General features: G+C 53.8%; 9 protein-coding genes. All 9 read left to right on the top strand.

The genetic code is table 11. From position 1 onward, the window contains the following. Positions 1–80 precede the first annotated feature (80 nt). Positions 81–4118, top strand: coding sequence for a DNA translocase FtsK (gene ftsK / locus ACLJRU_RS13540; RefSeq protein ID WP_137075800.1), 4038 nt, complete (start codon positions 81–83; stop codon positions 4116–4118). Positions 4119–4260: 142 nt separating this feature from the next. Beyond that, entirely contained in the window at positions 4261–4872 is a 612-nt protein-coding gene (gene lolA, locus ACLJRU_RS13545) for an outer membrane lipoprotein chaperone LolA (protein ID WP_023234773.1), read from the top strand. Positions 4873–4881: 9 nt separating this feature from the next. Further along, positions 4882–6225 carry a replication-associated recombination protein RarA gene (gene rarA, locus ACLJRU_RS13550; protein WP_000067792.1) on the top strand — a complete coding sequence of 448 codons (1344 nt, stop codon included), beginning with the start codon at positions 4882–4884 and terminating at the stop codon, positions 6223–6225. Positions 6226–6483: 258 nt separating this feature from the next. Then, entirely contained in the window at positions 6484–7776 is a 1293-nt protein-coding gene (gene serS, locus ACLJRU_RS13555; protein WP_000886697.1) for a serine--tRNA ligase, read from the top strand. 236 nt (positions 7777–8012) lie between these two features. Continuing rightward, positions 8013–10457, top strand: coding sequence for a dimethylsulfoxide reductase subunit A (dmsA, locus tag ACLJRU_RS13560; protein ID WP_000850262.1), 2445 nt, complete (start codon positions 8013–8015; stop codon positions 10455–10457). A 10-nt stretch (positions 10458–10467) separates the two neighbouring features. Next, the gene (dmsB, locus tag ACLJRU_RS13565) at positions 10468–11085 is read left to right on the top strand and encodes a dimethylsulfoxide reductase iron-sulfur subunit DmsB (protein WP_000213069.1); all 618 of its coding nucleotides are present in this window, start codon (positions 10468–10470) and stop codon (positions 11083–11085) included. Between the two features lies 1 nt (position 11086). Beyond that, the gene (locus ACLJRU_RS13570; protein WP_000534681.1) at positions 11087–11950 is read left to right on the top strand and encodes a dimethyl sulfoxide reductase anchor subunit family protein; all 864 of its coding nucleotides are present in this window, start codon (positions 11087–11089) and stop codon (positions 11948–11950) included. 349 nt (positions 11951–12299) lie between these two features. Beyond that, positions 12300–13448, top strand: coding sequence for an MFS transporter (locus ACLJRU_RS13575; RefSeq protein WP_000109274.1), 1149 nt, complete (start codon positions 12300–12302; stop codon positions 13446–13448). 217 nt (positions 13449–13665) lie between these two features. Next, entirely contained in the window at positions 13666–15087 is a 1422-nt protein-coding gene (locus tag ACLJRU_RS13580) for an APC family permease (RefSeq protein WP_023891372.1), read from the top strand. The last annotated feature ends 172 nt before the right edge of the window (positions 15088–15259 follow it).

Below are 15259 nucleotides of genomic sequence, written 5' to 3' on the forward strand. Positions count from 1 at the left end.
AGCAACAGTGCCGGGGCAACCCGGTGCTGTTGTCCGTTTTAGCATCGGGCGGGAAAAGCCTGGAACCTGGAGAGCCTTTTTTGAGCCAGGAATATACTGAAGACAAAGACGTCACATTGACGAAGTTAAGCAGCGGGCGCCGACTTCTGGAAGCGTTGTTGATACTTATTGCCCTTTTTGCCGTCTGGTTGATGGCGGCCTTGTTGAGCTTTAACCCTTCGGACCCCAGTTGGTCGCAAACCGCCTGGCATGAACCCATCCATAATTTAGGCGGCGCGCCGGGCGCGTGGCTGGCCGATACACTGTTCTTTATTTTTGGCGTAATGGCCTACACCATCCCTGTCATTATTGTCGGCGGGTGCTGGTTTGCGTGGCGTCATCAGTCTACGGATGATTACATCGACTATTTTGCTGTGTCGCTACGCCTTATCGGCGTGCTGGCGCTGATTCTCACTTCCTGCGGTCTGGCGGCCATTAATGCCGACGATATCTGGTATTTCGCCTCCGGCGGCGTAATTGGTAGCCTGTTAAGCACCACGCTGCAGCCGTTGTTGCATAGTAGCGGCGGAACGATAATGCTTCTCTGTATTTGGGCTGCCGGGCTGACGCTCTTTACCGGCTGGTCCTGGGTCAGTATCGCCGAAAAATTAGGCGGCTGGCTGCTTAATATACTGACCTTCGCCAGCAACCGTACCCGGCGTGATGATACGTGGGTTGACGACGAAGAGTATGATGACGAATACGATGAAGAAACCGACGGCGTGCAGCGTGAATCTCGCCGGGCGCGTATTTTGCGCGGCGCGTTGGCGCGTCGTAAGCGACTGGCTGAAAAATTCAGCAATCCACGGGGCCGTCAGACCGATGCCGCGCTCTTTTCCGGCAAACGGATGGATGATGACGAGGACATTCAGTATAGCGCGCGCGGCGTCGCTGCCGATCCCGACGACGCTCTGTTTTCGGGCAACCGTGCGACGCAGCCGGAATATGATGAATATGATCCGCTGTTAAACGGCCATTCTGTCACCGAACCGGTCGCCGCCGCTGCGGCTGCAACTGCCGTCACCCAGACGTGGGCAGCGTCCGCCGATCCCATAATGCAAACGCCGCCCATGCCTGGGGCTGAGCCGGTTGTCGCGCAACCGACCGTGGAGTGGCAGCCCGTACCGGGGCCGCAAACCGGCGAACCGGTTATCGCGCCTGCGCCGGAGGGGTATCAGCCGCATCCGCAATATGCTCAACCGCAAGAGGCGCAAAGTGCGCCGTGGCAGCAACCTGTGCCTGTCGCTTCCGCGCCGCAATACGCCGCGACGCCAGCGACCGCAGCAGAATATGACTCTCTTGCGCCGCAGGAAACACAGCCGCAATGGCAGGCGCCGGATGCCGAACAACACTGGCAGCCGGAGCCGACCCATCAGCCGGAGCCGGTTTATCAGCCGGAGCCGATAGCGGCTGAACCTTCCCACATGCCGCCGCCGGTTATCGAACAGCCGGTTGCCACCGAGCCTGAACCTAACACAGAAGAGACCAGACCCGCCCGTCCTCCGCTTTACTATTTTGAAGAGGTGGAAGAGAAACGCGCCCGTGAGCGCGAACAACTGGCGGCATGGTATCAACCGATTCCGGAGCCGGTAAAAGAGAACGTGCCGGTCAAATCTACGGTATCTGTCGCGCCGTCCATACCGCCAGTGGAAGCGGTAGCCGCCGCTGCGTCGCTTGACGCAGGTATTAAGAGTGGCGCCCTGGCAGCAGGCGCCGCGGCCGCTGCGCCTGCATTTAGTCTGGCTACCGGCGGCGCGCCGCGTCCGCAGGTGAAAGAGGGGATTGGTCCGCAACTGCCGCGTCCGAACCGCGTTCGCGTGCCGACCCGACGGGAACTGGCATCGTACGGTATTAAGCTGCCGTCACAGAGGATTGCAGAAGAAAAAGCCCGCGAGGCGGAGCGCAATCAGTACGAGACGGGCGCGCAGCTAACCGATGAAGAAATAGATGCAATGCATCAGGACGAGTTAGCCCGTCAGTTTGCGCAGTCGCAGCAGCATCGTTATGGTGAGACGTATCAGCATGATACGCAACAGGCAGAAGATGACGATACCGCTGCGGAAGCTGAATTAGCCCGCCAGTTTGCCGCTTCGCAACAGCAGCGCTATTCCGGCGAGCAACCCGCTGGCGCGCAGCCGTTCTCACTGGACGATCTGGATTTCTCGCCAATGAAAGTATTGGTTGATGAAGGTCCGCACGAACCGCTGTTCACGCCGGGTGTCATGCCCGAGTCAACGCCTGTTCAGCAACCTGTAGCGCCGCAGCCGCAGTATCAGCAGCCGCAGCAGCCGGTAGCGTCGCAGCCACAGTATCAGCAGCCGCAACAGCCGGTAGCGCCTCAGCCGCAGTATCAGCAGCCGCAACAGCCGGTAGCGCCGCAGCCGCAGTATCAGCAGCCGCAACAGCCGGTAGCGCCGCAGCCGCAGTATCAGCAGCCGCAACAGCCGGTAGCGCTGCAGCCACAGTATCAGCAGCCGCAGCAGCCGGTAGCGCCGCAGCCACAGTATCAGCAGCCGCAACAGCCGACAGCGCCGCAAGACAGCTTGATCCACCCGCTGTTGATGCGTAATGGCGACAGTCGTCCATTACAGCGTCCGACGACGCCGCTGCCTTCGTTAGATCTTCTGACGCCGCCGCCGAGCGAAGTTGAACCGGTAGATACCTTTGCGCTGGAACAAATGGCGCGTCTGGTTGAAGCGCGTCTGGCGGATTTCCGCATTAAAGCTGATGTGGTGAACTATTCGCCAGGCCCGGTCATTACTCGCTTTGAACTGAATCTGGCCCCGGGCGTTAAAGCGGCGCGTATCTCCAACCTTTCCCGGGATCTGGCGCGCTCATTGTCAACGGTAGCCGTACGCGTTGTGGAAGTCATTCCAGGCAAACCTTACGTAGGGTTGGAATTGCCGAACAAGAAACGGCAAACCGTTTATCTGCGCGAAGTGTTGGATAACGCCAAATTCCGCGAGAATCCGTCGCCGCTTACCGTGGTGTTAGGTAAGGATATCGCGGGCGATCCGGTAGTGGCGGATCTGGCGAAAATGCCTCACCTGCTGGTGGCCGGTACGACCGGTTCCGGTAAGTCGGTCGGGGTTAACGCCATGATCCTCAGTATGCTGTATAAAGCGCAGCCGGAAGACGTTCGCTTTATCATGATCGACCCGAAAATGTTAGAACTCTCGGTCTATGAAGGTATACCGCATCTGCTGACAGAAGTTGTTACCGACATGAAAGACGCGGCTAACGCGTTACGCTGGAGCGTCAATGAGATGGAGCGTCGCTATAAGCTGATGTCCGCGCTCGGCGTGCGTAATCTGGCTGGGTATAACGAGAAAATCGCCGAAGCGGCCCGCATGGGGCGTCCGATTCCGGACCCGTACTGGAAGCCGGGCGACAGTATGGATGTTCAGCATCCGGTTCTGGAAAAACTGCCGTATATCGTGGTACTGGTTGATGAATTTGCCGACCTGATGATGACCGTCGGTAAAAAAGTTGAAGAGCTGATCGCGCGTCTGGCGCAGAAAGCGCGCGCTGCGGGGATTCACCTGGTACTGGCGACGCAGCGTCCGTCGGTCGATGTGATTACTGGTTTAATTAAAGCCAACATTCCAACCCGTATCGCTTTTACCGTATCCAGCAAGATCGACTCCCGCACCATTCTTGATCAGGGTGGCGCTGAGTCGCTATTGGGAATGGGGGACATGCTCTATTCCGGACCAAACTCCACCATGCCGGTACGTGTCCATGGGGCGTTTGTGCGTGACCAGGAAGTCCATGCGGTGGTGCAGGACTGGAAAGCGCGCGGTCGTCCGCAATATGTGGATGGCATTACCTCCGACAGCGAAAGCGAAGGTGGCGGTGGCGGTTTTGACGGCGGCGAAGAATTAGATGCGCTATTCGATCAGGCCGTTAATTTCGTCACCCAGAAGCGTAAAGCGTCCATTTCCGGCGTTCAGCGTCAGTTCCGCATCGGCTATAACCGTGCGGCGCGTATTATCGAACAGATGGAAGCGCAGGGTATTGTCAGCGCTCAGGGGCATAACGGTAATCGTGAAGTGCTGGCTCCGCCGCCTTTTGAGTAAACCTGTAAGCCGGATGGCGCTGTGCAGGCTGCCATCCGGCAACAAAATTCAGTATTTTCTTCTTTCCTCATGCTGATTTTTGGCCTGGAATAGAAAGCAAAAGGAGCTCCTGGTCGGGAGTGTCGAAACCTGAGGAATAATGATGAAAAAAATGGCAATCGCCTGTGCATTACTTTCAAGCGTTGTAGCCAGCAGCGTATGGGCTGACGCCGCCAGCTCTCTGAAAAGCCGTCTGGATAAAGTGAGCAGCTTTCATGCCACCTTTACTCAAAAAGTCACCGATGGCAGCGATGCCGCGGTGCAGGAGGGACAGGGTGATTTATGGGTTAAGCGGCCAAATCTATTCAACTGGCATATGACGCAACCTGACGAGAGTATTCTGGTTTCTGACGGCAAAACGTTATGGTTCTATAACCCGTTTGTAGAACAGGTTACCGCCACGTGGTTGAAAGATGCCACCGGAAATACACCGTTTATGCTGATTGCCCGCAACCAGGCCAGCGACTGGCAGCAGTATAATATTAAGCAGGATGGCGATAATTTTGTGCTGACGCCGAAAGCCAGCAACGGCAATCTGAAACAGTTCACCATCAATGTGGGACGCGACGGGACTATCCACCAGTTTAGCGCCGTAGAACAAGACGATCAGCGTAGCGCCTATCAGCTAAAATCCCAGCAAAACGGCGCTGTTGATCCGTCAAAATTTACGTTTACTCCGCCACAAGGGGTAACGATAGACGACCAACGTAAGTAGAGGCGATGAGTGAGCAATCTGTCGCTCGATTTTTCTGATAATACGTTTCAACCGCTGGCCGCGCGAATGCGGCCGGAAAATTTAGCGCAGTATATCGGCCAGCAGCATTTGCTGGCCGCAGGTAAGCCGTTGCCTCGCGCTATTGAGGCCGGGCATCTGCACTCCATGATTTTATGGGGGCCGCCAGGGACGGGGAAAACCACGCTCGCTGAAGTGATCGCCCGCTACGCCAGCGCCGATGTCGAGCGTATTTCCGCCGTCACTTCTGGGGTAAAAGAGATTCGTGAAGCTATCGAGCGCGCCCGCCAGAATCGTAATGCTGGTCGCCGTACCATCCTGTTTGTCGATGAAGTGCATCGCTTTAACAAAAGCCAGCAGGACGCCTTTTTACCGCATATCGAAGATGGCACTATCACCTTTATAGGCGCGACCACGGAAAATCCCTCTTTTGAGCTGAACTCGGCGCTATTGTCGCGAGCGCGGGTCTATCTGCTGAAATCGTTGACCACTGACGATATCGAGCAAGTACTGGACCAGGCGATGCAGGACAAAACGCGTGGTTACGGCGATCAGGATATCGTGTTACCGAATGAGACACGGCGAGCGATTGCTGAGCTGGTCAATGGCGACGCGCGGCGCGCCTTAAATACGCTGGAAATGATGGCTGATATGGCGGAGGCGGATGACAGCGGCAAACGCGTTTTATTGCCCGCCTTGTTGACCGAGATCGCCGGCGAGCGCAGCGCGCGTTTTGATAACAAAGGCGATCGCTTCTACGATCTTATTTCCGCCTTACATAAATCAGTGCGCGGCAGCGCGCCGGATGCCGCCCTCTATTGGTATGCCCGTATCATTACCGCGGGAGGCGATCCGCTGTACGTGGCGCGTCGCTGCCTGGCGATTGCCTCGGAAGATGTGGGTAATGCCGATCCGCGCGCGATGCAGGTCGCCATTGCCGCGTGGGATTGTTTCACCCGCGTTGGCCCGGCTGAAGGCGAAAGGGCGATCGCGCAGGCTATCGTTTATCTCGCCTGCGCACCGAAGAGCAACGCCGTCTATACCGCCTTTAAGGCTGCGCTGGCCGACGCGCGCGAACGTCCTGATTATGACGTTCCTGTCCATCTGCGTAATGCGCCAACCAAACTGATGAAAGAGATGGGCTATGGCCAGGAGTACCGCTATGCCCACGATGAGCCCAATGCCTATGCTGCGGGTGAAGTGTACTTCCCGCCGGAAATCGCGCAAACGCGCTATTATCATCCGACAAATCGTGGTCTGGAAGGCAAGATTGGCGAAAAGCTCGCCTGGCTGGCTGAACAGGATCAAAATAGCCCCACAAAACGCTACCGCTAGTGTAAACGTTGCGGTAAGGTTATCTCTAAATATGATGCTCCAGGTATCATGACGTTGATGATGAGCCTCGTTATGCCTGATAGCACGTTGCTTATGAGATCTGCGGGTATAGCGCAATGGATGCGTTGTTGCTGTCGTCGGTCAGGTAAGGCGAAAACGTCGCTATTACGTAAACGCGGTTTACGTTCATCAATACAATCAGAGGCGATCATCAATTGATCGCGTTTCCTTTTATTATTCGATAAGCACAGGATAAGCATGCTCGATCCCAATCTGCTGCGTAATGAGCCAGACGCAGTCGCTGAAAAACTGGCACGCCGGGGCTTTAAGCTGGATGTAGATAAGCTGCGCGCTCTTGAAGAGCGTCGTAAAGTTTTGCAGGTCAACACGGAAAACCTGCAGGCGGAGCGTAATTCTCGATCGAAATCCATCGGCCAGGCGAAAGCGCGCGGGGAAGATATTGAGCCTTTACGCCTGGAGGTGAATAAACTGGGCGAAGAGCTGGATGCGGCGAAAGCCGAGCTGGATACCTTGCTGGCGGAGATCCGCGATATCGCGCTGACCATCCCAAACCTGCCTGCGGATGAAGTGCCGGTAGGTAAAGATGAAAACGACAACGTTGAAGTCAGCCGCTGGGGTACCCCGCGTGAATTTGATTTTGAAATCCGCGATCACGTCACCTTAGGGGAAATGCACTCCGGCCTCGACTTTGCCGCCGCGGTTAAGCTGACCGGCTCCCGTTTTGTGGTGATGAAAGGACAGATTGCGCGTATGCATCGCGCATTGTCGCAGTTCATGTTGGATCTGCATACGGAACAGCACGGCTATAGCGAAAACTACGTGCCGTATCTGGTTAACCACGACACGCTGTATGGCACCGGTCAACTGCCGAAATTCGCAGGCGACTTGTTCCATACCCGTCCGCTGGAAGAAGAAGCAGACAGCAGCAATTATGCTTTGATCCCGACGGCGGAGGTTCCGCTGACCAATCTGGTACGCGATGAAATCATCGACGAAGATCAGCTGCCGATTAAAATGACGGCGCATACGCCTTGTTTCCGTTCTGAAGCAGGTTCTTATGGTCGTGATACCCGTGGCCTGATTCGTATGCATCAGTTTGACAAAGTTGAGATGGTGCAGATCGTTCGCCCGGAAGATTCTATGGCTGCGTTGGAAGAGATGACCGGCCACGCGGAAAAAGTGCTCCAGCTACTGGGACTGCCGTACCGTAAAATCATTCTGTGCACTGGCGATATGGGCTTCGGCGCCTGCAAAACCTATGACCTCGAAGTCTGGGTTCCGGCGCAGAATACCTACCGCGAGATCTCTTCCTGCTCTAACGTCTGGGACTTCCAGGCGCGTCGTATGCAGGCACGTTGTCGCAGCAAGTCCGACAAAAAGACCCGTCTGGTCCATACCCTGAATGGTTCTGGTCTGGCGGTAGGTCGTACCCTGGTGGCTGTGATGGAAAACTATCAGCAGGCTGATGGCCGCATTGAAGTGCCGGAAGTATTACGTCCGTACATGAACGGACTGGAATATATCGGCTAATCCTCGCTTTCTCCTCTTCTAAAAAGCGCCTTCGGGCGCTTTTTTTATGCCAGTTTGATACCGGACAATAATCCCTACCCTATTAGGGGTAATACTGATTTCGAATGAAGGTCAGTTTTTAACACTATTTTTCTATTTTTTCGATATATATCAGACTTTATAGCGAAGTTGTCGCTATATAAAATTCTATACATCGTTTTATTGCTTTTTTATTGTGAGCAGCAGAGTGAGCCCTTATGAAAACTAAGATCCCTGATGCCGTGCTGGCAGCCGAGGTGAGCCGTCGTGGTTTAGTCAAAACCACCGCGATAGGCGGCCTGGCGATGGCCAGTAGCGCATTTACCCTGCCATTTACCCGCATCGCTAACGCCGCAGAGGCGATAAGCCCGACGAAAACCGACGAGAAAGTCGTCTGGAGCGCCTGTACGGTAAACTGTGGCAGCCGTTGTCCGCTACGTATGCATGTTGTGGATGGCGAAATCAAATATGTAGAAACGGATAATACCGGAAACGATGATTACGATGGCTTGCATCAGGTTCGCGCCTGCCTGCGCGGTCGTTCTATGCGTCGTCGCGTCTATAACCCGGATCGGCTCAAGTATCCGATGAAGCGCGTCGGCGCGCGCGGCGAAGGTAAATTTGAGCGTATTAGCTGGGACGAAGCCTACGATATCATTGCCACCAATATGCAGCGTCTTATCAAAGAGTATGGCAACGAGTCCATTTATCTGAACTATGGCACGGGTACGCTGGGCGGCACTTTGACACGTTCATGGCCGCCAGGAAAAACGCTGGTCGCTCGTCTGATGAACTGCTGTGGCGGTTATCTGAACCACTACGGTGATTACTCTTCCGCGCAAATCGCAGCGGGTCTGAATTACACCTATGGCGGCTGGGCGGATGGCAATAGTCCATCCGACATTGAAAACAGTAAGCTGGTGGTGTTGTTTGGTAATAACCCTGGCGAAACCCGCATGAGCGGGGGCGGTGTAACCTATTATCTTGAACAGGCGCGGCAGAAATCAAACGCGCGGATGATCATTATCGACCCTCGTTACACCGACACTGGCGCTGGTCGCGAAGATGAGTGGATTCCGATTCGTCCAGGTACCGATGCGGCGCTGGTCAATGGTCTGGCATATGTCTTAATCACCGAGAACATGGTCGATCAGCCGTTCCTGGATAAATATTGCGTTGGTTATGACGAAAAAACCTTGCCTGCCAGCGCGCCGAAAAACGGTCACTACAAAGCCTATATTCTGGGCCAGGGTAAAGACGGTATCGCGAAGACGCCGGAGTGGGCGGCGCAAATTACCGGTATCCCGGCGGATCGCATTATTAAGCTGGCGCGAGAAATCGGCAGCGCTAAACCCGCCTATATTTGCCAGGGATGGGGACCACAACGTCATGCTAATGGAGAAATCGCCACGCGCGCCATCTCGATGCTGGCGATCCTGACGGGTAATGTTGGGATTAACGGCGGTAACAGCGGCGCGCGCGAAGGGTCTTATGCCCTGCCATTTGAACGTATGCCCACGTTAGAAAACCCGGTTGAAACCAGCATCTCCATGTTTATGTGGACCGATGCCATTGAACGCGGCCCGGAAATGACGGCGCTGCGTGATGGCGTGCGGGGGAAAGATAAGCTGGACGTGCCGATTAAAATGATCTGGAACTATGCTGGCAACTGTTTGATTAACCAGCACTCTGAGATTAACCGCACCCACGAAATCCTGCAGGATGACAAGAAATGCGAAATGATCGTCGTTATCGACTGTCATATGACCTCGTCGGCAAAATACGCCGATATTCTGTTACCGGATTGCACTGCTTCTGAGCAGATGGACTTTGCGCTGGATGCCTCCTGCGGGAACATGTCTTACGTTATCTTCACTGACCAGGCGATTAAACCGCGCTTCGAGTGTAAGACGATTTATGAGATGACCAGCGAACTGGCGAAACGTCTTGGCGTGGAACAACAGTTTACCGAAGGACGGACGCAAGAAGAGTGGATGCGTCATCTGTACGAACAGTCGCGTAAATCCATTCCGAATCTGCCCACCTTTGAGGAGTTCCGTAAGCAAGGCATCTTCAAACAGCGCGACCCCGAAGGCCACCATGTCGCCTATAAAGACTTCCGCGAAGATCCGCAAGCGAATCCACTTACAACGCCATCGGGCAAGATTGAAATCTATTCACAGGCGTTGGCGGATATCGCCGCTACCTGGGAGCTGCCGGAAGGCGACGTGATCGATCCATTACCGATCTACACGCCAGGTTTTGAAAACTATAACGATCCGCTAACGGATAAATTCCCGCTGCAGTTGACGGGTTTCCACTATAAAGCGCGTGTGCATTCCACTTATGGCAACGTAGACGTACTGAAAGCCGCCTGTCGCCAGGAAATGTGGATTAACCCAATGGATGCGCAGAAACGCGGTATCAACAATGGCGATAAAGTCCGCATCTTCAACGATCGCGGCGAAGTTCATATCGAGGCTAAAGTGACGCCGCGCATGATGCCGGGCGTGGTCGCTCTGGGAGAAGGCGCATGGTATGACCCGGATGCAAAACGCGTGGATCAGGGCGGATGTATTAACGTACTGACGACCCAACGTCCTTCTCCGCTGGCGAAGGGGAACCCGTCACATACGAACCTCGTTCAGGTTGAAAAGGCGTAAGGAGTAACCGATGACAACCCAGTATGGATTTTTTATTGATTCCAGCCGTTGCACCGGTTGCAAAACCTGCGAACTGGCCTGCAAGGACTACAAAGATTTGACCCCGGATGTCAGCTTCCGTCGCATTTATGAGTATGCAGGTGGCGACTGGCAGGAGGATAACGGCGTCTGGCACCAGAACGTCTTTGCCTACTATCTCTCCATCTCCTGTAACCACTGCGAAGACCCGGCCTGCACCAAAGTCTGCCCGAGCGGCGCGATGCACAAGCGCGATGACGGTTTTGTGGTGGTGAACGAAGAGGTCTGTATCGGTTGCCGCTACTGCCACATGGCCTGCCCGTACGGCGCGCCGCAGTACAACGCGGCCAAAGGTCATATGACCAAGTGCGATGGCTGTTATGACCGGGTGGCGGAAGGTAAGAAACCGATCTGCGTCGAATCCTGTCCGCTGCGGGCGCTGGATTTCGGCCCGATAGACGAACTGCGCAAAAAACACGGTGAGCTGGCTGCCGTCGCGCCGTTGCCGCGCGCGCATTTCACGAAGCCGAATATTGTGATTAAACCCAACGCCAACAGCCGCCCGACCGGGGACACCACCGGTTATCTGGCCAATCCGAAGGAGGTATAAGATGGGAAGTGGATGGCATGAATGGCCGTTGATGATCTTCACGGTCTTTGGTCAGTGCGTGGCCGGTGGTTTTATTGTTCTGGCTCTGGCGCTGATGAAGGGCGACCTGCGCGCGGAAACGCAGCAGCGGGTGATCGCCTGTATGTTTGGTCTGTGGGTGCTGATGGGGATTGGCTTTATCGCCTCGATGCTGCATCTGGGCTCGCCGATGCGCGCGTTTAACTCGCTTAACCGCGTGGGTGCTTCCGCACTGAGCAATGAAATTGCCAGCGGCTCGGTGTTTTTTGCGGTCGGCGGGATCGGCTGGCTGCTGGCGGTACTGAAAAAGCTGCCGCCGGCACTGCGCACACTCTGGCTGATTATCACGATGGTACTGGGCGTCGTCTTCGTCTGGATGATGGTACGCGTCTATAACAGCATCGATACAGTACCGACCTGGTATAGCGTCTGGACGCCGCTGGGCTTCTTCCTGACGCTCTTTATGGGTGGCCCGCTACTGGGTTATCTGCTGCTGCGCATCGCGGGCGTGAACGGTTGGGCGATGCGTCTGTTACCTGCGGTTTCGGTGCTGGCGCTGGTGGTTATTGCCATTATGGTGGCCATGCAGGGTGCGGAACTGGCGACGATTCACAGTTCCATTCAGCAGGCGTCTGCTCTGGTGCCGGATTATGGTTCGCTGATGGCCTGGCGTATGGTGCTGCTTGCGGCGGCGTTGTGCTGCTGGATTGTGCCACAGTTAAAAGGGTATCAACCTGCGGTACCGTTACTCTCTGTCGCCTTCATTCTGATGCTGGCGGGGGAATTGATTGGCCGCGGCGTATTCTATGGGCTGCATATGACCGTGGGCATGGCGGTAGCCAGCTAACGCGTTGACGCGCATTCGGCCTGCAGAACGTGCAGGCCGAATACGCCTTTAGCCACCATCAATCTAAGGAATATAACCGGGGCGGGGAAGACGCATATAAATCCATAGAGAAGAAAACGAAGCTAAAGGAACCATGAAATTTTTCGACTGAACAAAACGCCGATTTTGCGGGTTAGATCAATAAAAACAAGGGGATGAATTTTTAGCCTTTCAATATATTCACGTGCAGAATAAGTAAATCAAATCGATAGTCTCAAAACTTGCGGATCGCCCATGCGGAGCCGATTGACAATGTTTTTGGCGATGGCATGATGCGCATGAAATTTGAACTTCCTCACGGTTTTTATTCATGTCCACCTATACCCGTCCCGTCATGCTTTTGCTGTGCGGGCTACTTTTGTTGACTCTGGCCATTGCGGTACTGAATACGCTTGTGCCGCTGTGGCTTGCTCAGGCAAACCTTCCGACCTGGCAGGTGGGGATGGTCAGCTCGTCTTATTTTACCGGCAATCTGGTCGGGACGTTATTTACCGGGTATTTAATTAAACGCATTGGGTTTAACCGTAGCTATTATCTTGCCTCGCTGATCTTCGCCGCGGGTTGTGTCGGATTGGGGGTGATGGTGGGGTTCTGGAGCTGGATGAGCTGGCGTTTTATTGCCGGTATCGGCTGCGCCATGATTTGGGTGGTTGTCGAAAGCGCGTTGATGTGCAGCGGAACCTCGCATAATCGCGGGCGCCTGCTGGCTGCCTATATGATGGTCTATTACATGGGGACCTTCCTTGGACAATTATTGGTCAGTAAAGTATCTGGTGAATTGCTACACGTCCTTCCCTGGGTGACCGGAATGATTCTGGCGGGAATTCTGCCGCTACTCTTTACCCGAATTGTAAATCAGCAAACACAGACACGTCATTCCTCTTCTATTAGCGCCATGCTGAAGCTACGCCAGGCGCGTCTTGGCGTGAATGGTTGCATTATTTCCGGCATTGTTCTTGGTTCACTATATGGCCTGATGCCGTTATATCTGAAGCATCAGGGGATGGCTAACGCCAGCATCGGTTTCTGGATGGCGGTGCTGGTGAGCGCCGGCATTTTGGGGCAATGGCCAATGGGACGTCTGGCGGACAAATTTGGTCGCTTGCTGGTATTACGCGTACAGGTATTCGTTGTCATACTCGGTAGTATTGCCATGTTAACCCAGGCGGCGATGGCGCCAGCTCTGTTTATTCTGGGGGCGGCGGGTTTTACGCTTTATCCCGTCGCAATGGCCTGGGCCTGTGAAAAAGTCGAACATCACCAGCTTGTGGCAATGAACCAGGCGCTGTTGTTAAGTTATACGGTAGGGAGCCTGTTGGGGCCGTCTTTTGCTGCGATGTTAATGCAGAATTATTCAGATAATCTGCTGTTTATTATGATCGCCAGCGTATCGTTTATTTATCTGCTGATGCTGTTACGTAACGCCGGCCAGACGCCTAATCCTGTCGCCCACATCTGACTGTTCTCTGAATCGTATGCAGGACGTGAGTCTTGCATACTATTTGTTTATGTTTTACGTAAAATAATTGACCTGCATAATTTTCTTGCTTTGCTGAAAAATAAAATGTGCCGAAGGTTATAATTTTGCGCTCCTCTATTTTCTCTCTTCGTCTTTACCGCGCATAATCCCCCGCTTCATTTATAGTAATAGCATTGTGTTCACGAAGGATCGCGTTATGCCGAATGTGCAGGAAAAACAGTTGCGATGGTACAACATCGCCCTGATGTCGTTTATTACCGTTTGGGGATTCGGCAATGTTGTCAATAACTATGCTAACCAGGGGTTAGTGGTTGTCTTCTCCTGGGGGTTTATTTTTGCGCTCTATTTTATTCCTTATGCCTTAATCGTGGGGCAACTGGGCTCAACCTTCAAAGAGGGAAAAGGGGGCGTCAGTACCTGGATTAAGCATACGATGGGGCCGGGGTTGGCTTACCTTGCGGCATGGACTTATTGGGTCGTGCATATTCCCTACCTGGCGCAAAAGCCGCAGGCGATACTCATTGCATTGGGATGGGCTTTAAAAGGCGACGGCTCGTTGATAAAAGAATATACCGTCGTTGCCTTGCAGGGGCTGACGCTGGCATTGTTTGTTTTCTTTATGTGGGTTGCTTCCCGGGGGATGAAATCGCTAAAGGTTGTTGGGTCTGTGGCCGGAATTGCCATGTTTATCATGTCAATTTTATATGTTGTGATGGCAGTGACCGCGCCAGCAATTACAAACGTTGAAATTGCGACCACTAACATCACCTGGCAGTCATTTATTCCTCATATCGATTTTACCTATATCACCACCATCTCTATGTTGGTCTTTGCGGTTGGTGGGGCAGAGAAGATCTCGCCTTATGTCAACCAGACGCGGAATCCAGGAAAAGAATTTCCGAAGGGGATGCTCTTTTTAGCCGTCATGGTTGCGGTCTGCGCTATCCTCGGTTCGTTGGCGATGGGAATGATGTTTGATTCCCGGCATATACCTGACGATTTAATGACCAATGGGCAATATTATGCATTCCAGAAATTGGGTGAGTATTACCATATGGGTAATTCATTAATGGTGATTTATGCCATTGCCAATACTCTGGGGCAAATCGCCGCGCTGGTGTTTTCTATTGATGCGCCACTGAAAGTTTTACTGGGTGATGCAGACACTAAATATATCCCGCAGCGCTTATGTCGTACTAACGCTTCAGGTACGCCTGTTAACGGTTATTTGCTGACATTAGTGTTGGTCGCTATCTTGATTATGTTGCCAACGCTTGGCATCGGCGATATGAACAACCTGTACAAATGGCTGCTTAATCTCAATTCAGTCGTTATGCCGCTGCGCTATCTGTGGGTATTTGTCGCCTTTATTGCCGTCATTCGACTGGCGCAAAAGTACAAACCCGAATATGTGTTTATTCGCAACCGGGCGTTGGCGTTAACTGTGGGAATATGGTGTTTTGCCTTCACCGCGTTTGCCTGCCTTACCGGTATTTTCCCCAAAATGGAGGCGTTCACGCCGGAGTGGACATTCCAGCTGACGTTGAACATCGTGACGCCTTTTGTCCTGGTCGGGTTGGGATTAATTTTCCCACTGCTGGCGCGTAGAAACACATAACGACGCTCTTTTCCACGGCGCTCCTGTCAGGCGAGCGCCTTTTAAGGTTACAGGTGCCTGGGTTCCAGGCGGAGACCACGGTATTAACAGGCGCCGGGGGCAGCAATAGTTGTCAGACCTTCAACCCAGCAGCAGATAAGCGACTCTGTATTTAATACCTGGTAAGCGCAAT

Origin of the sequence: Salmonella sp. SAL00653, from assembly GCF_046552515.1 — a bacterium.
Taxonomy (GTDB): Bacteria; Pseudomonadota; Gammaproteobacteria; order Enterobacterales; family Enterobacteriaceae; genus Salmonella; species Salmonella enterica.